The 22,626-nt window shown below is 56.5% G+C and carries 21 protein-coding genes and 1 tRNA gene; 20 read left to right on the top strand and 2 right to left on the bottom strand.

All coding sequences use genetic code 11. The annotated features are described in order from the left end of the window. Positions 1–51 precede the first annotated feature (51 nt). On the bottom strand, positions 52–438 hold the full coding sequence (locus tag LG203_RS10155) for a hypothetical protein (protein WP_230345656.1): 387 nt from the start codon (positions 436–438) through the stop codon (positions 52–54). A gap of 187 nt (positions 439–625) precedes the next feature. On the opposite strand from LG203_RS10155, the gene LG203_RS10150 reads away from it, so the two are divergent. Beyond that, positions 626–702 (top strand) — tRNA-Val (locus tag LG203_RS10150). Between the two features lie 59 nt (positions 703–761). Here the strand turns inward: LG203_RS10150 and LG203_RS10145 are convergent. After that, complete coding sequence (locus tag LG203_RS10145; protein WP_230345655.1) at positions 762–1,373, bottom strand: hypothetical protein; 612 nt, start codon at positions 1,371–1,373, stop codon at positions 762–764. 177 nt (positions 1,374–1,550) lie between these two features. Here LG203_RS10145 and LG203_RS10140 point away from each other — a divergent pair, with 177 nt between their 5' ends. From LG203_RS10140 to LG203_RS10050, 19 genes are all read left to right on the top strand, one after another. Next, positions 1,551–2,696: an OprO/OprP family phosphate-selective porin gene (locus LG203_RS10140; RefSeq protein ID WP_230345654.1), complete on the top strand. Its 1,146-nt coding sequence runs from the start codon at positions 1,551–1,553 to the stop codon at positions 2,694–2,696. A gap of 123 nt (positions 2,697–2,819) precedes the next feature. After that, a complete protein-coding gene (gene fmdA / locus LG203_RS10135) occupies positions 2,820–4,043 on the top strand; it encodes a formamidase (RefSeq protein WP_230345653.1) in 1,224 nt (407 codons plus the stop codon). Positions 4,044–4,084: 41 nt separating this feature from the next. After that, on the top strand, positions 4,085–4,432 hold the full coding sequence (locus tag LG203_RS10130) for an FmdB family zinc ribbon protein (protein ID WP_230345652.1): 348 nt from the start codon (positions 4,085–4,087) through the stop codon (positions 4,430–4,432). 91 nt (positions 4,433–4,523) lie between these two features. Then, a complete protein-coding gene (urtA, locus tag LG203_RS10125) occupies positions 4,524–5,774 on the top strand; it encodes an urea ABC transporter substrate-binding protein (protein ID WP_230345651.1) in 1,251 nt (416 codons plus the stop codon). 132 nt (positions 5,775–5,906) lie between these two features. Beyond that, a complete protein-coding gene (gene urtB, locus LG203_RS10120) occupies positions 5,907–6,824 on the top strand; it encodes an urea ABC transporter permease subunit UrtB (RefSeq protein ID WP_013441530.1) in 918 nt (305 codons plus the stop codon). Between the two features lie 11 nt (positions 6,825–6,835). Further along, positions 6,836–8,002, top strand: a complete 1,167-nt coding sequence (gene urtC, locus LG203_RS10115) for an urea ABC transporter permease subunit UrtC (protein WP_230345650.1) — start codon at positions 6,836–6,838, stop codon at positions 8,000–8,002. Next, positions 7,999–8,742: an urea ABC transporter ATP-binding protein UrtD gene (urtD, locus tag LG203_RS10110; RefSeq protein WP_230345649.1), complete on the top strand. Its 744-nt coding sequence runs from the start codon at positions 7,999–8,001 to the stop codon at positions 8,740–8,742. Before urtC ends, urtD begins: the two co-directional genes overlap by 4 nt. 32 nt (positions 8,743–8,774) lie before the next feature. Then, on the top strand, positions 8,775–9,464 hold the full coding sequence (urtE, locus tag LG203_RS10105; protein ID WP_013441533.1) for an urea ABC transporter ATP-binding subunit UrtE: 690 nt from the start codon (positions 8,775–8,777) through the stop codon (positions 9,462–9,464). Positions 9,465–9,560: 96 nt separating this feature from the next. Then, positions 9,561–10,430: an urease accessory protein UreD gene (locus LG203_RS10100; RefSeq protein WP_230345648.1), complete on the top strand. Its 870-nt coding sequence runs from the start codon at positions 9,561–9,563 to the stop codon at positions 10,428–10,430. 147 nt (positions 10,431–10,577) lie between these two features. Further along, positions 10,578–10,880 carry an urease subunit gamma gene (gene ureA, locus LG203_RS10095; RefSeq protein ID WP_013441535.1) on the top strand — a complete coding sequence of 101 codons (303 nt, stop codon included), beginning with the start codon at positions 10,578–10,580 and terminating at the stop codon, positions 10,878–10,880. A gap of 38 nt (positions 10,881–10,918) precedes the next feature. Continuing rightward, positions 10,919–11,227, top strand: coding sequence for an urease subunit beta (locus LG203_RS10090; RefSeq protein WP_230345647.1), 309 nt, complete (start codon positions 10,919–10,921; stop codon positions 11,225–11,227). Then, positions 11,224–12,927, top strand: coding sequence for an urease subunit alpha (gene ureC, locus LG203_RS10085; RefSeq protein WP_230345646.1), 1,704 nt, complete (start codon positions 11,224–11,226; stop codon positions 12,925–12,927). The genes LG203_RS10090 and ureC overlap by 4 nt, the downstream gene beginning before the upstream one ends. Before the next feature lie 57 nt (positions 12,928–12,984). After that, a complete protein-coding gene (ureE, locus tag LG203_RS10080; protein ID WP_230345702.1) occupies positions 12,985–13,482 on the top strand; it encodes an urease accessory protein UreE in 498 nt (165 codons plus the stop codon). Continuing rightward, the gene (locus LG203_RS10075) at positions 13,472–14,158 is read left to right on the top strand and encodes an urease accessory protein UreF (protein WP_230345645.1); all 687 of its coding nucleotides are present in this window, start codon (positions 13,472–13,474) and stop codon (positions 14,156–14,158) included. Before ureE ends, LG203_RS10075 begins: the two co-directional genes overlap by 11 nt. 51 nt (positions 14,159–14,209) lie before the next feature. Next, positions 14,210–14,836: an urease accessory protein UreG gene (gene ureG, locus LG203_RS10070; RefSeq protein WP_015829551.1), complete on the top strand. Its 627-nt coding sequence runs from the start codon at positions 14,210–14,212 to the stop codon at positions 14,834–14,836. A 37-nt stretch (positions 14,837–14,873) separates the two neighbouring features. After that, positions 14,874–15,452 (top strand): HupE/UreJ family protein, encoded by a 579-nt coding sequence (locus LG203_RS10065; protein WP_230345644.1) that lies wholly within the window; start codon positions 14,874–14,876, stop codon positions 15,450–15,452. A 297-nt stretch (positions 15,453–15,749) separates the two neighbouring features. Beyond that, the gene (locus tag LG203_RS10060) at positions 15,750–19,205 is read left to right on the top strand and encodes a hybrid sensor histidine kinase/response regulator (protein WP_230345643.1); all 3,456 of its coding nucleotides are present in this window, start codon (positions 15,750–15,752) and stop codon (positions 19,203–19,205) included. Continuing rightward, the gene (locus LG203_RS10055; RefSeq protein WP_230345642.1) at positions 19,189–20,133 is read left to right on the top strand and encodes a response regulator transcription factor; all 945 of its coding nucleotides are present in this window, start codon (positions 19,189–19,191) and stop codon (positions 20,131–20,133) included. Before LG203_RS10060 ends, LG203_RS10055 begins: the two co-directional genes overlap by 17 nt. A 124-nt stretch (positions 20,134–20,257) precedes the next feature. Then, positions 20,258–22,615, top strand: coding sequence for a serine/threonine protein kinase (locus LG203_RS10050; RefSeq protein ID WP_230345641.1), 2,358 nt, complete (start codon positions 20,258–20,260; stop codon positions 22,613–22,615). The last annotated feature ends 11 nt before the right edge of the window (positions 22,616–22,626 follow it).

Here is a 22,626-nt window from a genome sequence, read left to right as displayed (position 1 = left end):
GCAGAACCCGGACTAAGAGCAGTCGCCCATTATAGCCCGCGCAAGCCGGGCTTATGCAGCAGGCAAGTGAGACAAGGCGTAAACCAGCCCACCGGCAAGCAGCACGCCCAGCCAGCCCAGCAAACGCAAGCGCCGCCGCAGGGACTCCATCTGCGCCACCATGCCTGCATTCTGCTCCGCCAGACGCTTGATCAGTTGCCCTGATTCTTCCAGCTCATCATGCAAACGCGCCAGTGCCTGACGCTGCTCACGCACGGCTTGTGCCAGGGCTTCCGGTTCAGGTGGCAACACGGCAATCTCGGTTCCGTAAGCTTCTGCCTCGGTCCGGCCTTCGGCCCTGAGGCGCTGGTAAAGCTTTTTTGCGCCATCCAGCACTTGGGGGGCGTGATCAATGACTTGCCCCCACGGGATCAGTTTGAATAATGTGGACCAGAGCATGATCTTCCTTTGAGTAATGTCCCTTGAATAACAGGATACCTGATCAAAAGACCGCCAGCCGTTGAAATCATTCCCGGCACACATGAAGATCAAGAGCACACGCAGCGTGCGTGACAGTGATTGTTCCACGCCGGGAGTTCGGCTATAATGCGTCCCTCTCGAAGCTTGAGGCATCACTCAAGCCTGCAGTCGCGTAGCTCAGCTGGTTAGAGCACCACCTTGACATGGTGGGGGTCGTTGGTTCGAGTCCAATCGCGACTACCAAACAAATAAACAAGCCGCTCATTTGAGCGGCTTGTTTATTGTCAGATTCAATTCTAAGACTACTTGGATGCCAATCCGTACCAGCCGCTCTTGCGCAGGCAAATAAGCAAGCCGCGCGTGGTGTATTGCGTGACCGGATCCGGGCGATGCTCTTCGCCGAGCTCAGCGACGCATTGGTTGGTGGCGTCTGCCAGCTCAGTACGCCCTGCGCCACGCTTCCACCATGACGTGACCTTGAACTTGTCTGTCATGCTTTTGACGGGGGCGACGGGAGCAGCCGCTGGCTGTGGACCCTCTGATGAACTGGGTGTGCCGGATTCCACCATGGTAGCGGCTGCCGCCGCCGCGACGTCTCCCTGACTGCCGCTACTGCGGTTATCTTCATTGGGCATCAGTACGGCGACTGGATCCATATCGCTCAGATCGTGTACAAACCAGCCCTGATCTTCCAGACATTTTTTCACGGCGGCGTCATCCATGCCGCTGGCTTTGCAGTCATTCCTTGATTTTTCAAGGTCGGCGGCAGTGGCTCCGCGTTTATAGGAAAACTCGCCACAAGCATTTAATAGCAGGCAGGCCAGCAAGGGCACAAGCAGTATTTTTTTCATCGGGATGTCCTCGCCTTTATTCACGTCGTCAAAATCCTTGTAGGACAAAAGCTCACACAGCATACCGTTCTCGTCTGTAAAAACAACTACGCAATATGACGTATTTAAGCGCCCCTTCGCACTCGCTAATCTAGCACCACGTTGCACGTCAGTCGGCTGTTGCGATGAATGACGTGAAACCCGTTTCAGGGTGCAGGTTTTTTACAGTGTGCGGCTCATCTACATAAAGGGGATTACGCGATGAATTTCAAGCTTAACAAGTGTTTGCTGGCAGTGGCTGCGGCAACGGCGATTTCTGTTCCTGCCATGCAGGCACAGGCGGGTGGCACCATCAATTTTGGTGATGACAAATCCATCACCATCGGTCTGGGGATGCGTACCAGTTTTACCAGTGAGGAAGACTCTGCTCCTAACGGTACTTCTCGCAGCAAGGATTTCAACCTGGACAGCATACGTCTGTATACCAGTGCCTCGCTGAACAAGTATATCAAGGGGACATTCAACACGGAAAAGAACGCCGATGACACGGTCAAGATGATCGATGCCATTGCCCAGTTCGAATTCATGCCTGAATTCAACCTGTGGGCTGGTCAAATGTTGCCACCGACTGACCGCGCTAATCTGGATGGTCCTTACTACCTGACCGCCTGGAGCTATCCAGGTGTGGTTTCGCAATACCAGAACAAGAACACCGGCCGTGACGTAGGTGTGACGGCCTGGGGTAAGTTGCTGGATAAACACCTGGTTTATTCGGTGGGTACCTACGAAGGTAACCATGCATCCAACAACGCGGGTACCAATGCAACTGATCCTAACCGTAGCGACGCCCTGATGTATGCCGGTCGTCTGCAATATGACTTCTGGAGCGCAGGTCTGGACCCCGCTTATTACACCAGCAGTACCTATTACGGCAAGGATGTCCTGTCACTTGCTCTGGTAGGCATGTACCAGAAGGATGCCGTTGGCTCAGCTACGACCAAGGATGATTACGTTGCCTACAACATCGACGGCGTACTTGAGAAAGTATTCACCGCGGGTGTACTTAACCTGGAAGGCGCTGCTTACCGCTATGACTTCAGCAATGAAGCCGTTATTGCCGGTGCAGGCACTGGCACCTCCCCAGTCAAGGCGGGTAAAGCCTATCTGGGCCTGGCTGCCTGGATGTTCCCGGACGTGGTGGGCTGGGGCAAGTTCCAACCGTATGTTCGCTATCAGAAATTCAATGGTGACGGCTCTGCCAGCCTGGACGTGAAGGAATACGACCTGGGTCTGAACTACATCATTGATGCTCATAACGCTCGTCTGAGCGCTGTTTACACCAACAACAAGACTGAAACTTTTGACACGGTGAACAAGTTCACTGTTGGTCTGCAATTGCAATTCTAACTGTTAAAGGGGATGCGCACCGGACACCCGGTGCGCAACGGACCGCCGCGATGCTGGAGCTGATCGCAGCGGAAAGCGCCCCGAAAGCAGTGTGTGGGGCATTAACAAACGTTGAGGATAGCTATGAAAACCCTTGTAAAACTCGATCTTGATAAAAAGCCATGGGAACAGGATGGTCAGATTCACAATCGCTGGCACCCTGATTTGCCCATGATCGCCATGGTGAAGCCTGGGGATGAATTCCGGGTGGAGTGCATGGACTGGACCGGTGGTCAGATCAAGAACGACGACAGCGCAAACGACATTCGTGATGTGGATCTGTTGCAAGTGCATTACCTGAGTGGCCCGATTGGCGTCGAAGGCGCTGAGCCAGGCGACCTGATGGTGGTGGACATTCTTGATGTGGGTACGCTGGAAGACTCCCAGTGGGGCTTCAATGGCTTGTTTGCCAAGGAAAACGGCGGTGGTTTTCTGACCGATCATTATCCTGAAGCACGCAAGTCGATCTGGGATTTCCACGGCATTTACACCACGTCGCGCCATGTGCCAAACGTCAAGTTTGCCGGCATCATGCACCCAGGCCTGATCGGTTGCCTGCCATCCCGCGAGCTGCTCGATACCTGGAACAAACGCGAAGGCGAGCTGATTGCGACTGACCCTGATCGCGTTCCACCACTCGGTTTGCCACCCAATGCGCAAGCGGCGGTGATGGGCAAGATGACCGGTGAGGCTGCTAAAGCGGCTGCCATGGAAGGTGCACGTACCGTGCCGCCACGTGACCACGGCGGTAACTGTGACATCAAGAACCTGACCAAGGGTTCCAAGGTATTTTTCCCGGTATACGTCAAGGATGGCGGTCTCTCCATGGGCGACCTGCACTTCTCGCAGGGCGACGGTGAAATCACTTTCTGCGGCGCGATTGAAATGGCCGGTTACCTCGATATCAAGGTCAGCCTGATCAAGGATGGCGTCAAGAAATACGGCATCAAGAATCCGGTGTTCCAGCCTAGCCCGTTGACGCCCAACTATCGCGATTACCTGATTTTTGAAGGTATTTCGGTGGATGAGCAGGGCAAGCAGCATTACCTGGATGTGCATGTGGCTTACCGTCAGGCTTGCCTCAATGCCATCGAGTACCTGAAGAAGTTTGGTTACAGCGGTGCGCAGGCCTTGTCGATTCTGGGCACAGCGCCGGTAGAAGGCCATATCAGTGGCGTGGTGGATATCCCGAATGCGTGCGCCACCTTGTGGTTGCCGACGGAGATATTTGACTTCGACCTGAAGCCGAATGCCGATGGACCGAAAATCATGGTCGCCAGCGGTCCTGACCTGGCCAAAGCCAGCTGATCAGAACGTCGTCGACTAGCGTAAATAAAGGGGAAGCCGGTATGCCTGTATATGAGTATCACTGTGAAAGTTGTGGCGTGTTTTCTGCACTGCGCAAGATGTCCGAATCCAGCCAGCCTGCCGTCTGCGAAAGCTGTGGCGGCATAGGCGAGCGGATTCTGTCAGCACCCAACCTGGCCATTCTGGGCAAGGCACAGCGCAGCGCACACGAGCGCAATGAAAAGTCTGCACATGAGCCTGGCGTACGCCGTCGCTCCAGTTGCGGATGCACAGGCTCCCATACATGCAAGTCATCCGGCACCACCGCCAAAGAGAAATCCGCAGGTGGTAACAACGGTTTGCAGATGCAAACCAAAAAAACGGCAAGGCCGTGGATGCTGGGGCACTAGTTTCAAGCAGGCCCCGACATTCCCGCCTTTGCTGCAAGCAGTTTTTCGTAGGGCAGATAAGGTTAGCTTCACTTTCAACTAGGAGAAATTTATGAGTACCAATGATAGACGTCGATTCATGACTAAAGTGGGCGCCCTGACCGGCGCACTGCTGGCGGTCAGCATGGTTTCCGGCATGGGCAGCGCTTTTGCTGAGGACTTTCCTACTGCCAAGGTGAACACCACCAAGCTGGCCGTGACCGACAAGACCGTCAAGGTCGGTATTCTGCACTCGGCTACCGGCACCATGGCCATCAGTGAAACAGGTTCCATCCAGGCTGAAAAGCTGGCGATTGCCCAGATCAATGAAATGGGTGGCGTGCTTGGCCGCAAGATTGAAATCATTCAGGAAGACGGCGCCAGCGACTGGCCGACCTTTGCTGAAAAATCCAAGAAGCTGCTGGAAAACGACAAGGTAGCCGCTGTATTCGGTTGCTGGACTTCCGCTTCCCGCAAGGCTGCCTTGCCTGTGTTTGAAAAAGACAACGGTCTCTTGTTCTACCCCACCTTCTACGAAGGCCTGGAGCAATCCAAGAACGTGTTCTACACCGGTCAGGAAGCGACTCAACAGATTCTTGCTGGTCTGGACTGGATCGCCAAGGAAAAGAAGGCAAAAACCTTCTACTTGATTGGCTCTGACTACATCTGGCCACGTACTTCCATGAAGATTGCCCGCAAGCACATTGAGCAGCATCTGGGTGGCAAGGTGGTTGGTGAAGAGTACATCGCGCTGGGCGATACGCAGTTTGGCTCCGTGATCAACAAGATCAAGCTGAAGAAACCTGATGTGATCTACGCAGCGGTTGTGGGTGGCAGTAACGTGGCCTGGTTCAAGCAATTGAACGCGGCTGGTCTTAACTCCAGCAAGCAAACCATGCTGACTATCTCGGTAACCGAAGATGAAGTACTGGGTATCGGTGGTGAAAACCTGGCTGGCTTCTACTCTGCCATGAAGTACTTCCAGTCCTTGAAGAACCCGAACAACGAAAAATTCGTGGCTGACTTCAAGAAAATGTGGGGCCCGAAAGCCGTTATCGGTGACGTGACTCAAGCTGCTTACCTCGGCCCATGGCTGTGGAAGGCTGCCGTTGAACGTGCTGGCAGCTTCGACGTGGACAAGGCAGTGGTTGCATTGCCAGGCTACGAGCTGAAGACAGCGCCAGAAGGCTACGTCAAGGTTGACCCTAACCACCACCTCTGGAGCAAGCTGCGCATTGGTAAATGGCGCGCTGATGGCCAGGCTGATGTGGTGTACGAGTCTGAGCTGATCAAACCTGATCCGTTCCCAAAGGGCTACCAATAATCATCACGTAAACCATACGGCCCTTAGGGGCCGTATTGGTGAGCGGTAACGAAACATAGATCAAGCAACAGGAAGTCTCGTGAAATTGTGCAGTGAATTTTTCAGGCAAGTCATACAAGTGGAGGCCTAATCATGTTCGGATATTCAATGGCGGAAATAGGAAACATCATGGTGATGCAGGGCTTCGCCGGCCTCAGCATGTTCAGCGTCCTGTTACTGATGGCGCTAGGTCTCGCTATCATTTTCGGGCAAATGGGGGTGATCAATATGGCACATGGCGAGTTCATGACCATAGGCGCATACACCACCGTCATGCTCTCCAAACTCGCCGTCGCCTACGGCTTTGTGAATTACTACTTTATCTTCGCCATTATCGTGGCCTTTGTACTGGCGTTCGCCATCGGCTACCTGGTTGAGTTCACCCTGATCCGGCATCTCTACAAGCGACCGCTGGATACCTTGCTGGCGACCTGGGGTTTGAGCCTGGTCATGCAGCAGATTTTCCGTTCCAGCTTCGGTGCCAAGGAAGTGAGTGCTGAATTGCCAGAATGGCTGCTGGGGTCTTTCCAGCCTACACCTGATATTGATATCCCGATTAACGGGGTATTCGTGATGGGGCTTGCGGCCGTCGTCACCTTCGGTGTGTTCCTCTTCATGTTCCGCTCGCAATGGGGCCTGCGTGTGCGCGCTACCGTGCAAAACCGTGTCATGGCGGGTGCTGTTGGCATCAATACCAAAAAGGTGGACCGCGTGACGTTTGCGCTGGGCTGTGGCATTGCCGGGGTTGCCGGTGCAGCGTTTACGACCATCGCCTCTACCGGCCCTACCACCGGTACGCTCTACATCGTCGACAGCTTCATGGTCGTCGTGTTCGGCGGTGCGGCAAGTCTGTTCGGTACCATTGCTTCTGCCTTCGGCATCGCCCAGGCGCAATCGATACTGCAGTTTTTCATGACCAGTTCCATGGGTAAGGTGGCGACCTTGCTCACCATCGTCGGCATTCTGATGATGCGTCCTGAAGGTCTGTTCGCTTCCAAAGTGCGTAAGTAAAGGAAACATTCATGAAAACACTCTCCGATAAATTGTTGGGCGGCAAGCAGGGGGTCTTGGGCCTTGCCCTGCTGGCGCTGCTGATTATGGTGATCCTGCCGCTGGGGCTGGATATTTTCCGGCTCAATCTGGTAGGCAAATACCTCACTTACGCCTTTGTGGCACTGAGCCTGGTACTGCTGTGGGGCAATGGCGGCATCCTTAGTCTGGGGCAGGGCATGTTCTTCGGCCTGGGCGGGTACTGCATGGCGATGTTTCTGAAGCTGGAAGCCTCTGACCCGATCAGTACCAAGATCCAGACCACGCCAGGCATTCCTGACTTCATGGACTGGAACCAGCTGACGGCCTTGCCATGGTTCTGGGAGCCGTTCAAGAGCTTGCCATTCACCATCCTGGCAATCCTGATCGTGCCCACCATCTTTGCCTACATCATCGGCTTTGCCATGTTCAAGCGTCGTGTGGGTGGTGTGTACTTCGCCATCATCACGCAGGCGATTGCGCTGATCCTGAGCATCCTGATTGTCGGTCAGCAAGGCTACACCGGAGGCGTGAATGGCATTACCGACCTCAAGACCATGCTGGGCTGGGATATCCGTACCGATAGCGCCAAGTACATTCTTTACTATGTGAATGCCTTGCTGCTGTTCGGCTGCATCTTCCTGTCGCGTTACATCCTGACCAGCAAGTTCGGCATGCTGCTGCTGGCGATGCGGGACAAGGAAGAGCGCGTGCGCTTCTCTGGTTACGATGTGTCTGACTTCAAAATCTTCACCTTCTGTGTGGCAGCGATGATCTCGGCCATCGGCGGCGCCATGTTCACTCTGCAAGTGGGCTTCATGTCACCTTCGTTTGTCGGCATCGTACCGTCGATTGAAATGGTGATCTTCGCTGCTGTGGGTGGGCGCATGTCGCTGATAGGCGCGGTATACGGCACCTTGCTGGTTAACTATGGCAAGACCGTGTTCTCGGAAACCTACCCGGAACTGTGGCTGTTCCTGATGGGCGGCCTGTTCATCGCCGTGGTGATGTTCTTCCCGGATGGCCTGGCTGGCATTTACCAGAAACATGCCCGCAAGATTCCTTTCCTCAAGCGCTGGGTGGCGGAGGAAAAACAAAAGCAGACTGACGCCCATGCCAGTCATGGCAAGGTAGGCACCAAACTGGGAGCAGAAGCATGAGTAATACTGACTTTATCCTGGCAATTGAAGACCTGACCGTATCGTTTGACGGTTTCAAGGCGGTGGACAAGCTGAACCTGTACGTCGACAAGAATGAGCTGCGCGTGGTGATCGGCCCTAACGGCGCCGGTAAGACCACCGTGCTCGACCTGATCTGCGGCAAGACGAAATCCACCTCGGGTTCGATCAAGTTCAAGAACAAGGAGCTGACCAAGCTGGCCGAGCATGAAATTGTGCGGGCCGGGGTGGGACGCAAGTTTCAGACGCCTTCCATCTATGAAAACCTGACGGTGTACCAGAACCTGGAAGTGTCGTATCCACGTGGCCGTAGCGTCTGGGGTAGCCTGCTGTTCAAGCGCTCGGACGATGTGATGGCGCGTGTCTACAAGGTGGCGGAAGAAATCCTGCTGAAAGACCTGCTGGATATGGAAGCCGCCTTGCTGAGCCACGGTCAGAAGCAATGGCTGGAGATCGGCATGCTGTTGATGCAGGAGCCGGAGCTCCTGATGCTGGACGAGCCGGTGGCGGGCATGAGCGCCAAGGAGCGCGACCAGACCGCCGAGCTGTTGAATCGCATCTGCCAGAACCGTTCGGTGATCGTGATCGAGCACGACATGGAGTTCGTGAAGAAAATCGCGCACAAGGTGACTGTGCTGCATCAGGGCAAGATTCTGGCCGAAGGCAGCATGGACAAGGTGCAGGCCGATGAAAAGGTCATTGAAGTGTATTTGGGCCACTAGCAGTTGAGCCATTACGTCACGGGAGACAGACGATGTTTGAAATTCAAGACCTGAATGTGAGTTATGGCCAGAGCCAGGTGATCCACGGCCTCAGCTTCAAGGCTGAGCGCAACGAAACCCTGGCCATCATGGGCCGCAATGGCATGGGCAAGACCACGCTGTTCAAGTCGCTGATGGGCATCCTGCCCAGCAAGGCCGCCAAGGCAACGGTGGATGGTGTAGACCTCAATGGCAACGAAAGCCATGAACGTGTCGCCAAGGGCCTGGCTTATGTGCCACAGGGCCGGATGATATTCCCCACCATGACGGTGCAGGAAAACATCATGACCGGCATGGAGAAATCCAAAACCCGGGAAATACCCGAGGATATCTATGCCTTGTTCCCGGTGTTGTTCGAGATGCGTAACCGCAAGGGCGGCAATCTCTCCGGTGGTCAGCAGCAGCAACTGGCGATTGCCCGCGCACTGGTGACCAACCCCAAGGTATTGCTGCTGGATGAGCCCACCGAGGGCATACAGCCCTCCATCATCAAGGACATTGCCAAGGTGCTGAATGAAATCCGCAAAATGCGCGAGATCACCATCATCGTGTCCGAGCAGGTGCTCAGCTTTACCATGGAAATTGCCGACCGCATCATCGTGATCGACAAGGGTAAATTCATCCACGAAAACAAGCGTGAAGAAGTGGATGCGGCCAAGATCAAGAGTTACCTCTCGGTGTGAGCGACCGGGAGTATCCCCCGACTGGCAGGCCCTTTCAGACTGCCAGTCGGCCCTTTTCGCAGTCCGTTTTTCCATTTTTTTATGTCATGATGCGGTATGAACCAGATTTCCCATGAGGCGCTTACCGCATTATCCGGCGCATATGCCGCAGGCTGGCAGGCCAGGCTGGAGCTGGAGTTTGCCGTCAGTCACCAACGCAGCACGCTGGTTCGCCGCGCCCATCAGGGGCCGCTGGTCATACAGAAAAGCCTGCATCCGGAAGGACCTGATCTTTGTCATGGCATTATCGTGCATCCGCCCGGTGGTGTTGCCGGCGGTGATCAGCTGACCTTGCAAGCCACGCTGGGGTCGCAATCGCAGGCTTTGCTGACCACTCCCGGTGCGGGCAAGTGGTATAGATCCGGTGGCCGTCGCGCCAGTCAGGCACTGCAGTTTCATCTGGCTGACCAGGCACAACTGGAATGGCTGCCGCAGGAAAATATATTGTTTGATGGTGCTGACGTGCACTTCGAAGCCGACATTCACCTGACCGGCCAGGCTGTTTTTGCCGGATGGGATATTCAGTGCTTTGGCCGTCAGGCGCGCGGCGAGCAATGGCAGCACGGTGGTGTGCGCCAGCGCTTTACCATCCGTCGTGATGGACGGTCTATCTGGCAGGAGCGTGGTCACTGGCATCCAGAATCCCTGGTCATGCGTTCGCCTGTCGGCCTTCATCAGGCCCTGGTGCATGGCAGTTTTGTGGTGGCAGCTGGGAGTTTGCCCAAGGATATTCTGGCGGATTGCCAGGCGCTGACGGTGACCTCGGCAGCGCGGGTTGGGGTGACTGCCTTGCCGGAGATTGTGGTGGCGCGTTACCTGGGGAATTCTGCTCCGGAAGCCCGGCATTATTTTGAGACCCTATGGCAGTGCTTGCGTCCCTGGTATGGTGCGCGCGAGGCAGTGCGGCCGCGTATCTGGAACACCTGATGAGCATTGGCACCGCAGCGTGTAGCCAGCAGATGGCGTTCACTGCGTATCCAGGGCCTGGTGATAACGGGTGTGAAATGGTAGAAAGCGGCTTGCTATGAACAGAATGAGTTGGCGAAATGCCAAGAGGATGAAACGAGGCAAACGATGGAATTAAGCCCAAGAGAAAAAGACAAATTGCTGATTTTTACTGCCGCGCTGCTGGCCGAGCGTCGCAAGGCGCGCGGACTCAAGCTGAATTATCCGGAATCGGTGGCATTTATTTCCGCCGCCATCATGGAAGGCGCCCGCGACGGCAAGACCGTGGCCGAGCTGATGGGCTATGGCGCCACGCTGCTGACACGTGACGATGTGATGGAGGGCGTGCCCGAGATGATTCCTGAAATCCAGATTGAAGCGACGTTCCCCGATGGTACCAAGCTGGTCACCGTCCATCACCCCATTCCCTGATGGTCTGCCACGCAATCGTTAACGAAAAGAGACATGTCATGATTCCTGGTGAAATGCAGGTAGAAGCAGGCGAGATACTTCTCAACGATGGCCGTGCCACGGTGACGCTGGATGTCGCCAATACTGGCGACCGGCCGATACAGGTGGGCTCGCATTACCATTTTTACGAGACTAACGACGCCTTGAACTTTGACCGCCAGGCCGCCTACGGCTTCCGGCTGGATATCGCAGCGGGCACTGCCGTGCGTTTTGAGCCGGGGCAGACGCGCACCGTGCAACTGGTAGCACTGGGCGGGGACCGAAAGGTCTATGGATTTGCCGGCAAGGTCATGGGAGCATTGAAATGAGCGTCAAGATTACACGGCAGGCCTATGCCGAAATGTTTGGCCCCACGGTGGGCGACCGCTTGCGACTGGCCGATACCGATCTCTGGATCGAGGTGGAAAAAGACTACACGCTGTATGGCGAAGAAGTGAAGTTCGGCGGCGGCAAGGTGATACGCGATGGCATGGGCCAAGGCCAGCGTGTCGCGGCTGAGGTGGCGGACACCGTGATCACCAATGCGCTGATTGTCGATTACACAGGCATCATCAAGGCCGATATTGCCATCAAGGCCGGCCGTATCGCCGCGATTGGCAAGGCAGGTAATCCGGATATTCAGCCCGGTGTCACCATTGCCATTGGGGCCGCAACGGAGGTGATTGCTGGCGAAGGCATGATCGTGACGGCTGGCGGCATCGATACCCATATCCATTTCATTTGCCCGCAACAGATTGAAGAGGCCCTGATGTCGGGCGTCACCACCATGATAGGCGGCGGCACCGGCCCGGCAACGGGTACCTTTGCCACTACCTGTACCCCCGGCCCCTGGCATATCCACCGCATGTTGCAGGCAGCCGATGCCTTCCCCATGAACCTGGGCTTTCTGGGCAAGGGCAATGTCAGCGTGCCGCAGCCGCTGGTGGAGCAGGTGGAAGCAGGCGCCATCGGCCTCAAGCTGCATGAAGACTGGGGCACTACGCCCGCCGCCATCGACAATTGCCTGAACGTGGCGGAGGACATGGATGTGCAGGTGGCCATCCACTCCGATACCCTGAATGAGTCGGGCTTTGTCGAAACCACCATTGCCGCCTTCAAGGATCGCACTATCCATACTTTCCATACTGAAGGTGCGGGTGGCGGCCATGCGCCGGACATCATCAAGGCAGCGGGCTTTGCCAATGTGTTGCCGTCTTCGACCAACCCAACCCGTCCTTACACCGTCAATACCATCGATGAGCACCTGGATATGCTGATGGTATGCCATCACCTCGATCCGGCCATCGCCGAAGACATCGCCTTTGCCGAGAGCCGCATCCGCCGCGAGACCATTGCCGCCGAAGATATCCTGCATGACCTCGGGGCTTTTTCCATGATGTCATCCGATTCGCAGGCCATGGGCCGCGTCGGCGAAGTCATCATCCGCACCTGGCAGACCGCGCACAAAATGAAAGTGCAGCGTGGCGCACTCGCCGAAGATACGGCGCGTAACGATAATTTCCGCGTCAAGCGCTATATCGCCAAGTACACCATCAACCCCGCGCTGACCCATGGCATTGCGCACGAAGTGGGCTCCATCGAAGTCGGCAAGCTGGCGGATCTGGTGCTGTGGCGCCCGGCATTTTTTGGTGTGAAACCCTCCACCATCCTCAAGGGCGGCATGATTGCCGCAGCCGCCATGGGCGATCCCAATGCGTCCATTCCCACGCCGCAGCCTGTGCATTATCGCCCCATGTTCGGCGCCTATGGCGGCGGCTTGAAAACCTCGGTGACCTTTGTCTCGCAAGCCGCGCTGCATAATCCGCAGCTGGCGGCATTAGGCTTGCAAAAACCGCTGGTGGCCGTGCGCGGCACGCGCGACGTCAAGAAAAAAGACATGATCCACAATGGCTGGATGCCAACGATAGATGTGGATACCGAAACCTATGCCGTGCGTGCCGATGGCATGCTGCTGGTGTGCGAGCCCGCCACCGTGCTGCCCATGGCGCAGCGCTATTTCCTGTTTTAATTGGATGCACTGTATGGCGAGCGCAAGTCAGAGGGAAGCGCAGACTCAATGAGCGAGATGCTGAATATATTTGAACGGGCCGTTGGCCACGACCACATTGATGATCGGGTGGCATTGCCATTTGATCGTCGCCAGAAAAGCCGGTTGCGCGTCACCTTGCAGTCTGGCCAGGAAGCCGCCTTGCTGCTGGAGCGCGGTACCATCCTGCGTGGCGGCGATTGCCTGCGCGCCGAAGATGGCCGCATTGTTGAAGTGCTGGCGGCCGAGCAGCCGGTGATGGATGTGACGGCTGCCGATGCCCCTACGTTAACCCGGGCTGCCTATCATCTGGGTAACCGGCATGTGCCTTTGCAAGTGGGCAATGGCTGGTTGCGGCTGGAGCAGGATCACGTGCTGAAAGACATGCTGCTGGGACTGAATGTGACGGTACAGGAACTGCAGGCGCCTTTCGAGCCAGAAGCTGGTGCCTATGGCGGCGGCCATCGCCATCATCATGATGAGGATGCTGGCGGCAACCTGCGCCCGCCCATGCGGTTGAAACGCCATGCCGGATAAGGCCCTGGCTCTTTCACGCTTGTTGCAGCTGGCAAGCCCGATGTTGCCGGTAGGGGCTTACAGTTATTCGCAAGGCCTTGAGTGGGCGATAGAGTGTGGTGATGTCACCGATAAAGCCAGTGCCGAAGCCTGGATAGGGGCGGTGCTGACGATGTATCAGGGGCAGTTCGAGTTGCCGCTTTTGCACCGCCTGATGCGGGCGTGGGCGGCCCGTGATCAGTCAGCGGTCAGTGAGTGGGATGCGTTTTACCAGGCCGGACGCGATACTGCCGAAGCGCATGCCGAAAGCCGCCAGATGGGGTATTCACTGGTCCGTTTGCTGAGCGAGTTTGACTCGCTGCCTGCCGATTGGCTGACGCAGCTGCAAGCGATGCCGCATCCAGCATTTATTACGGTATATGCCGGCATTGCCGAGCAGTGGCAGATTTCACCTGAGCAGGCTTTGCATGCCTATGCCTGGTCCTGGCTGGAAAACCAGGCATCTGCGGCCATGAAAACGGTGCCTCTGGGGCAAGTGGCCGGGCAGAAAATCATGCTGGAACTGGGAGGGCGATTGCCAGCCCTGGTGACGAGCGCCATGGCCCTGGCGGATGATGACATCAGCAACTTCTGCCCCGGACTCAGCATTGCTGGCTGCCGCCATGAAACGCAATATACCAGGCTATTCCGCTCCTGACGGGGTAGCCACCATCGCAATGAACAGTGAGATCAAGGCAAGGAACACAACATGAGTACATCAACAGAACACACCACTGAACCGCTGCGCGTTGGCATAGGCGGCCCGGTCGGCTCCGGCAAGACGGCCCTGACACTGGCGCTGTGCAAGCGCCTGCGCGATGTCTACAACATTGCCGTCGTTACCAATGATATTTATACCAAGGAAGATGCCGAGTTTCTGACCCGCAACGAAGCCTTGAGCCCGGAGCGCATTATCGGCGTGGAAACTGGCGGCTGCCCGCATACCGCCATTCGCGAAGATGCGTCCATGAATCTTGAGGCGGTGGCGCAGCTCAGTCAGCGCTTTGCACCACTGGATGTGGTGTTTGTCGAGAGCGGTGGTGATAACCTCGCCGCCACCTTCAGCCCTGAGTTGTCCGACCTCACGATCTACGTGATCGATGTGGCAGCTGGCGAGAAGATTCCGCGCAAGGGCGGCCCTGGCATTACCAAGTCCGATTTGCTGGTCATCAACAAGATTGATCTTGCCCCCATGGTAGGCGCATCGCTGGAGGTCATGGACCGCGACGCCAAGCGCATGCGCGGCGAACGGCCATTCCTGTTCAGCAATCTCAAGACCGGACAAGGCCTGGAAGACATTGTGCGCTTTATCGAAAAACAGGGGCTGATGCAGTAAATGCGCAGCACGCTAACCCCATTAACAGGAGTCCACCATGAATCATGTATTTAAAACAACTGGCCTGACCGCGATGGCTTTGCTACTGTCCCCCGCGCTGGCGCTGGCCCATCCCGGTCATGGCATGGAGAGCGCCGCCGCAGGCTTCATGCATCCGCTGACCGGATGGGATCACCTGCTGGTGATGCTGGCGGTGGGTATGTGGGCTGGGCGATTGGGCGGGGCTGCCCGCTGGCAATTGCCGCTGACATTTGTATTGGTCATGCTGGTGGGCGCATTGGCCGGCATGGCAGGGCTGACCCTGCCTGCCATGGAGACAGGTATCGCGGCCAGTGTCATGGCGATAGGTCTGTTGATCGCCTTGCAGGTAGTGGTCAAACCCATCTGGCAAGTGAGTCTGGTGGCACTGTTTGCCCTGCTGCATGGGCTTGCCCATGGTACTGAACTCGCCGCACACGCGGCATGGGCAGTCTTGCCTGCCATGCTGGCCGCCACCAGTCTGCTGCACGTTGCTGGCTTGTTGCTGACTTCGCGCGGCATGGCATTGCCTGCACGCTTACAAGCGGCCGCGGGAGGTGTGATTGCCCTGGCGGGCAGCTGGATGCTCTTTGCCTGAATGTGCAATAACGCCTGTCCGTCCTGGATGGGCGTCGCTGGAACCTTTGTCCCCATCTGAATCGTGATTAACTGATACATCGCGCTTTCCTGCGGTAGATTTCCCGATGTTTTTGCTTTTGATGTTATAAACCATTGACCATCTTGATGGCGGGCATGGAAGCTGCATGCATGTGAAATACGTCATTTGACGCAGTGCCAAAAGTTTTTGGCTTGCGTAAGATGAAGTGGGGCAGGTTTGTGCCAGACAAATAACAAGACAGCAGCGCGTATCGCTGCGCAATATGGCGGGAGTTAGATGGCAGACGGAACAGTCAATCCGGGGAAATTGAACGGCGAATCCATGGCGACGCAGCGTATCGTGAAGATACGCCGCGACTACAACACATGGGTCGCCAATGAGACCCTGGAAGACTATGCCTTGCGGTTTACCCCGCGCTCCTTCCGCAAATGGTCGGTGCTGCGTGTCGCCAATACCGCATTCGGTGCCATTTCCTTTCTGGTGCTGGAGGCCATAGGCGGCACCATTGCCGTCAACTACGGCTTTATCAATGCGTTCTGGGCCATCATGGCCGTCGGCCTGATCATCTTCATGACCGGGTTGCCCATCAGCTATTACGCGGCCAAGTATGGCGTGGACATGGATCTGCTGACCCGTGGCGCTGGCTTCGGCTATATCGGCTCGACCATATCCTCCTTCATCTACGCGTCATTCACCTTTATCCTGTTTGCGCTGGAGGCCGCCATCATGGCCTATGCACTGGAGCTCTGTTTCCATCTGCCCTTGTGGATAGGCTATATGGTGAGCGCCCTGGTGGTGATTCCATTGGTGACGCACGGGGTAACACTGGTCAGCCGTATCCAGATGATCACCCAGCCGGTATGGCTGGTGCTGCTGGCCTTGCCTTTCATTTTTGTGATCTATAAAGATCCGGACATTCTCAATCGCCTGCATGCTTACAGCGGCAGCTCCGGCCTGCATGGCGATTTCAACCTGCTCATGTTTGGGGCCGCCATTGCTGTCGGCATGGCCTTGATTCCGCAGGTAGGCGAACAGGTCGACTTCTTGCGCTTCATGCCGGAAAAAACCGAGAAGAACAAATGGCAGTGGCATGCGGGTGTTCTGCTGGCAGGGCCGGGCTGGATATTGCTGGGCATGCTCAAAATGCTCGGTGGTGTGCTGCTGGCGTATCTGGTGATTGAGCAGGGCGTGAGCCATGAGCAGGCGATCAACCCCACGCATATGTACATGGCAGGGTTTAATTATGTCTTCTCATCCCCGCAGGTGGTGCTGGGTGTCACGACCTTGTTTGTGGTGATCTCGCAGGTCAAGGTCAACATGACCAATGCTTATGCGGGCTCGCTCGCCTGGTCGAACTTCTTCGCGCGGCTCACGCACAGTCACCCCGGACGCGTGGTATGGATGGTGTTCAATGCGCTGATCGCCGTCATGTTGATGGAGCTCGATGTGTTCCAGGCGCTGGAGCAGGTGCTGGGGCTTTACTCGAATATTGCCATTGCCTGGATCGCTGCCGTGGTGGCCGATCTGGTGATCAACAAACCGCTGGGCTTGAGCCCCAAGGGTATTGAATTCCGCCGCGCCTATCTGTTTGACATCAATCCGGTAGGGGTAGGGGCGATGCTGCTGTCTTCGTTGCTCTCCATCCTGGCGTTTTCTGGCAGCTTCGGCCAGCAGGCGCAGGCATTCTCGGCCTTTATCGCCTTGTTTACCGCCTTGCTAGCATCGCCATTGATTGCCTGGGCGACACGCGGCCGTTATTACATTGCGCGTGAGCCATTCAAGTTCACGCTGCCGCAATCCAGCATTCCCATGCGCATTGCCAAGTGCTCGGTGTGTGGCAATGATTATGAAACCGATGACATGGCCAACTGCCCGGCTTACCAGGGCTTCATCTGCTCGCTGTGCTGCTGTCTGGATGCCCGCTGCAACGATGCCTGCAAGCCGCAGGCGCGCTTTTCCGAGCAGTGGCAGGACATGCTCAAGTTTCTGTTCCCCAAGGCCTTGTGGTCCTATTTGCAGAGCGGTCTCAGTAACTACCTGTTGCTGATGGGCGTGACGCTGGCATTTCTGGGCGCTTTGCTCGGGCTGATCTATTTCCATGAAACCTTGATTCTGGAGAAGAGCGCCGCGGCAGCATTGCTGACGCCGCTCAGGCTGGCTTTTCTGAAGGTATTTGCGGCCTTGGTATTTGCCAGCGCTGTGATTGCCTGGTGGCTGGTGCTTACCAGTGAAAGCCGCCGCGTGGCGCAAGAGGAGTCCAATCGCCAGACCGGCTTGCTGTTGCGCGAAATCGAGCTGCACCGGCAAACCGACGCCGAGCTGCAACTGGCGCGCCAGGTGGCCGAGCAGGCCAATCAGGCCAAGAGCCGCTATATCACCGGGATCAGTCACGAGCTGCGTACGCCGCTCAACAGTATTCTCGGCTATGCGCAGTTGCTGGACAACGATGTTTCCATTCCCGCCGCCCGCCAGCCCGCCATTCGCGTGATTCGCCGCAGTGGAGAGCACCTGCTTTCGCTGATTGAAGGCACGCTGGATATTGCCCGTATCGAGAGCGGCAAGCTCACCTTTGATATCAAGCCCTTGCGCTTGCCCGAGTTCATCCAGCAGGTGGTCGACATGTTTGAGCTGCAGGCTCGTAATAAAGGCTTGAGTTTCAGTTACCAGCTCACCGGCGATTTGCCCGGCATGGTGCGTGCCGACCAGAAACGCTTGAGCCAGATTCTGATCAATATTCTGGGCAATGCCGTGAAATTCACCCGGCAGGGCGGCGTGATTTTCCGGCTGCGCTATGCACGCGAGTTGGCCGTGATTGAGATTGAGGATACCGGCCCCGGCATCCTGAAAGAGGAGCTGGACGAAATCTTCGAGCCTTTTGCCCGTGGAAGTGCGGCCAATAACAGCACGGTGGCGGGCACCGGCCTGGGCCTGACCATCAGCAAGATGCTGACGCAGCTGATGGGCGGCGAGCTGAGTGTGCGCAGTGTGGTGGGCAGTGGTACGGTATTCCAGATACGCCTGTTTCTGCCGCAAATCCACAGCAGCAACGAAATGCAGTCGGTGATCATTGCGCAGCCAGTGGCCTATCTGGGGCCGCGTCGCCGGGTGCTGGTGGTGGATAACGAGCATGTAGACCGCGAGCTGATCATCAATATCCTGGAACCGCTGGGCTTTGAAATGGCGCAGGCGGCCAATGGTCGCGAATGCCTGGAAATCTACCCCAATTTCCGCCCTGATCTGATACTGATGGATCTGGCGATGCCGGTGATGGATGGCTGGGAGGCCAGCTATATCATTCGTAAGGTGCATCAGTCCGATGTCTGCATTGGCATCGTGTCGGCCAATGCCTTCGACAAGGGGCTGGAAAACACGGCCGGGATTCCGACCGAAGACATTATCCTCAAGCCCGTGAATGTGTTTGAGCTGCTGGGCTGGATGGGTAACCGCCTGGGCCTGGAGTGGGTGACACGCGCCGAGAGGGTTGCCGAGGAGCCGCCTCCACCACCGCAGGAGCCTTTGCTGTTTCCGCCACCGGAGTTTCTGCATGAGTTGCAGTCATTCCTGAAAATCGGTTTTGTGCGTGGTGTGGCCGAAAAACTCGAGATTATTGCCTTGCTGGGCCCACAATACGGCCCCTTTGTCACTCTGATGCAGCGGCTGTTGAAAGAGTTTCAGCTCGATGCCATGCGAAAAATACTGGAAGAAGTGAGTCTCCATGAAAAAAGCGAATGATGACCGTAGCGCGCAGACGGTTGTTCTAATCGTTGACGACGTGCTGGATAACCTGGCGGTATTGCATGATGCTCTGGATGAATCCGGCTTTATGGTGCTGATTGCCCAGGATGGCGCCACGGCGCTGGCGACGGCGGCACAGGCGCAGCCTGATGTCATTCTGCTGGATGCCATCATGCCGGGACTGGATGGCTTTGAGGTATGCCGTCGCCTGAAGCAGGAGCTGGTGACACGGCATATCCCGGTGATTTTCATGACGGGCCTCACCGAATCTGAAAACATTGTGGCCGGGTTTGAGGCGGGGGGGGCTGATTATGTGACCAAGCCCATACGCACGGCGGAGGTGCTGGCACGGATCAGCGCGCATCTCAAAACATCGCGTCTGGTGCACCAGACCCGTGGCGTGCTCGATGCCTTTGGCCAGGCCGCGATCGCCGTGACGCCGGGCACCGGCAAGATTGTCTGGCAGACACCGTTGGCGCGGCAGTGGATGGAGCGTTATTTTGGTGAAGAGACCATGCCGGAATATAGCGCTTCCATGCCGCCGGAGCTGGTGCGCTGGCTGAAAGAGCTGTTTGATGGCGGCATTGTCGGGCTCAACAAGCCGACGCTGACCATTCCGCAAGGCAGTGGCCGCCTGATTTTTACCCTGGTGGAAATCGATAACGATGACCAGTGGGTGATCTTGCTGCACGAAGAGTCGGATGCCGCCAAGATTGAGGCGCTGATGACGACCTTCAAACTCACCCGCCGCGAGTCGGAGGTGCTGTACTGGGCGATTCAGGGCAAAACCAATCGCGATATCGGTGACATCCTCGGTACCAGTCCGCGTACCATCAATAAACATCTCGAGCATGTATTTACCAAGCTCGGGGTAGAAACCCGCACCGCCGCATCTGCGCTGGCAAGAAGCAAACTCAAGATTTAGCGTTTCCTCGTTTGGCTTTAAGGCCGGATATGCTATGTTGGATCACAGGATAATAAATCCAGCAGTTCAATAACAGCACAGCGCATGCCCTCAGCGGCAAGGCGCATCTATGGGTGGAGAGCATATGGCGGCAAAGATCGGCCGTTTTGAAATCGTGCGCATGCTGGGCAAAGGCGCGCAAGGTATTGTTTACCTTGCACGTGACAGCCATCTGGGCCGTGATGTGGCGATCAAAACCCTGCATGCCACGCAAGAGGGCATGGGCGCGCTGCTTCAGGAGGCACGCATCGTCAGCAAGCTGCAGCACGCCAATATCGTGACCCTGTTTGATGCGGGGGAGCATGAGGGCGCGCCCTATCTGGTGTATGCCTATGTGCAAGGGCAGACGCTGGCGCAGCTGCTGCAGGCGGAGCCTGTCCTGCCATTGACCCGTGCGGTGCAGATTGTCAGCAGCCTGCTGGATGCGCTTGCCTATGCTCACGAGCAAGGTGTGCTGCATCTGGATATCAAGCCTGCTAATGTCATGCTGACCGCCAGCGGCCAGCCGCAGATCATGGATTTTGGCATTGCGCGCAGTATCAGCCAGCCAGTGCAGGGCCGTATTGATGGCTCGCCGCATTACATGGCGCCCGAAATGGTGACCGGAAAAAAGATCACGCCGCGTGCCGACCTTTATTCGCTGGGCATGTTGCTGTATACGCTGGTGACGGGCCAGCCAGCGGTGGAGGGCGATGATGTGCAGGAAGTGCTGCGGAAGACGCTGCATGATGCCACTACCGCGCCTTCTGAACGCAATATCCATGTGGATGCCCAGCTGGAAGCCATTATCCTGAAAGCGCTGGCAAAAAATCCGGATGACCGCTATGCCAATGCTGCCGCCATGAATCAGGCTTTGCAGCAATACCTTGACCCGACGCGCGAGGATGAAAAATCCGCGCACGACGGCAAGCACAGCACGCTGGAGTTTTTGCTGCGGCGCATGCAGAGCAAGAGTGATTTCCCGATTTTGTCGTCTACCTTGAGCGAGATCAATCGCGTGGTAGATGACGAGTCTGCCAGCACCAATATTCTCACCAAGACCATCCTGCAGGACTTTGCCCTGACCAACAAGTTGCTGCGACTGGTGAATACCGTCACTTATGGGCAGTTTGGCGGCAAGATCAATACGATTTCCAAGGCTGTGGTGATCCTTGGTTTTGAGACGGTGCGCAATGTGGCCATGACGCTGATCCTGTTCGAGTTTCTTCAGAACAAGGCACAGGCGGCGCAGTTGAAGGACGATGTGCTGTCATCGTATTTTGCCGGGATACTGGCTGCGCAATTTTCTTCCGGCCGCAATATACGCGATGCCGAAGAGGCCATGATCTGTTCCATGTTTCGTAATCTTGGCAAGCTGTTGGCGACGTTTTACTTCTTTGAAGAAAGTCAGGAAGTGGCGCGCCTGGTGGAGCAGGGCGACAGCGAGGATAAGGCCGCGGTAAAGGTGCTGGGTATAGGCTATAGCGAGCTGGGCGTGGGCGTTGCCAAGAGCTGGAATTTCCCGCCACGTCTGCTGGCGGGCATGCAGCGGCTGGTGGGCGATGTGATCAAGCCGTATGGCGAGCTGGAAACCCTGACTGTCACGGTCAACCTCGCCAATGAGCTCTGTGCGGTGATCGCGCATGGTAACGCCGAGCAGCAAACACAGGGCATACGCAAGATCATGAAGCGCTACAAGGATGCGGTGGCGATTACCGAGCCGCAGTTGCGTGCGGCGATAGAGTCCAGCCTGGCTGAAATGTCGGCACGTGCCGGTATCGTCAGCATCAATCTCGCGCAAAGTGCTCTGATGAAAAAGATGCGACAGTGGGCCGGGGAGGAAGAGCCTGTTGCCAAGGAGCAGCCTCCTGTAGTGGATAGCATGGCAGGGATCACGCGGCTGGATATGGGGCATATTGCCGATGAGAGTGACGTCAATGCCGAGCGGCATGATGCCGATGCCATATTGTCGGCGGGTATTCAGGATGTGACCAATACCCTGGTGGAAGACCATCAGCTCAATGACATCATGCAAATGGTGCTGGAAACCATGCATCGTGGCATGGAGTTCCAGCGCACGATAATCTGCGTACGCGATGCCAAGCATAATGTCATGGCGGCCCGCTTTGGTTTTGGCAAAGATGCCGAAGCCATGCTGCCGAAGTTTCGCTTTCCCATCAGTACGGCGCCCGATGTGTTTCAGATCGCGCTCAGCAAGGCCGCCGATCTCTCCATCGCGGACATCAATGCGCCCAATATTGCGGACAAAATTCCTGCCTGGTATCGCGCCATGGTGACGACGGGCAGCCTGCTACTGCTGCCTATTGTGATCAAGGGAAAGCCCATCGCCCTGTTTTATGCCGATATGCCTACCGCCAACAGCATGCAGATTTCGCAGCGACAGTTGTCTTTATTGCGCACCTTGCGCAATCAGGCCGTGCTGGCTATACGCCAGAAAATGTAGCGCGAACGCGA

The organism is Methylovorus mays (assembly GCF_020531915.1).
GTDB lineage: Bacteria > Pseudomonadota > Gammaproteobacteria > Burkholderiales > Methylophilaceae > Methylovorus > Methylovorus mays.
Note: the sequence above shows the minus strand (reverse complement) of the source record. Positions and strands in the feature narration are given on the sequence as shown.

Bases quoted from the DNA above. Each gene is read 5' to 3' on its own strand.
- LG203_RS10140 (WP_230345654.1), top strand. From the start codon at position 1,551: ATGAATTTCAAGCTTAACAAGTGTTTGCTGGCAGTGGCTGCGGCAACG.
- LG203_RS10075 (WP_230345645.1), top strand. From the start codon at position 13,472: ATGCCGGATAAGGCCCTGGCTCTTTCACGCTTGTTGCAGCTGGCAAGC.
- urtA (WP_230345651.1), top strand. From the start codon at position 4,524: ATGAGTACCAATGATAGACGTCGATTCATGACTAAAGTGGGCGCCCTG.
- ureA (WP_013441535.1), top strand. From the start codon at position 10,578: ATGGAATTAAGCCCAAGAGAAAAAGACAAATTGCTGATTTTTACTGCC.
- urtE (WP_013441533.1), top strand. From the start codon at position 8,775: ATGTTTGAAATTCAAGACCTGAATGTGAGTTATGGCCAGAGCCAGGTG.
- fmdA (WP_230345653.1), top strand. From the start codon at position 2,820: ATGAAAACCCTTGTAAAACTCGATCTTGATAAAAAGCCATGGGAACAG.
- urtB (WP_013441530.1), top strand. From the start codon at position 5,907: ATGTTCGGATATTCAATGGCGGAAATAGGAAACATCATGGTGATGCAG.
- urtC (WP_230345650.1), top strand. From the start codon at position 6,836: ATGAAAACACTCTCCGATAAATTGTTGGGCGGCAAGCAGGGGGTCTTG.
- LG203_RS10130 (WP_230345652.1), top strand. From the start codon at position 4,085: ATGCCTGTATATGAGTATCACTGTGAAAGTTGTGGCGTGTTTTCTGCA.
- LG203_RS10090 (WP_230345647.1), top strand. From the start codon at position 10,919: ATGATTCCTGGTGAAATGCAGGTAGAAGCAGGCGAGATACTTCTCAAC.
- ureE (WP_230345702.1), top strand. From the start codon at position 12,985: ATGCTGAATATATTTGAACGGGCCGTTGGCCACGACCACATTGATGAT.
- LG203_RS10155 (WP_230345656.1), bottom strand. From the start codon at position 438: ATGCTCTGGTCCACATTATTCAAACTGATCCCGTGGGGGCAAGTCATT.
- LG203_RS10065 (WP_230345644.1), top strand. From the start codon at position 14,874: ATGAATCATGTATTTAAAACAACTGGCCTGACCGCGATGGCTTTGCTA.
- LG203_RS10060 (WP_230345643.1), top strand. From the start codon at position 15,750: ATGGCAGACGGAACAGTCAATCCGGGGAAATTGAACGGCGAATCCATG.
- LG203_RS10050 (WP_230345641.1), top strand. From the start codon at position 20,258: ATGGCGGCAAAGATCGGCCGTTTTGAAATCGTGCGCATGCTGGGCAAA.
- LG203_RS10145 (WP_230345655.1), bottom strand. From the start codon at position 1,373: ATGCTGTGTGAGCTTTTGTCCTACAAGGATTTTGACGACGTGAATAAA.
- ureC (WP_230345646.1), top strand. From the start codon at position 11,224: ATGAGCGTCAAGATTACACGGCAGGCCTATGCCGAAATGTTTGGCCCC.
- LG203_RS10055 (WP_230345642.1), top strand. From the start codon at position 19,189: ATGAAAAAAGCGAATGATGACCGTAGCGCGCAGACGGTTGTTCTAATC.
- LG203_RS10100 (WP_230345648.1), top strand. From the start codon at position 9,561: ATGAACCAGATTTCCCATGAGGCGCTTACCGCATTATCCGGCGCATAT.
- urtD (WP_230345649.1), top strand. From the start codon at position 7,999: ATGAGTAATACTGACTTTATCCTGGCAATTGAAGACCTGACCGTATCG.
- ureG (WP_015829551.1), top strand. From the start codon at position 14,210: ATGAGTACATCAACAGAACACACCACTGAACCGCTGCGCGTTGGCATA.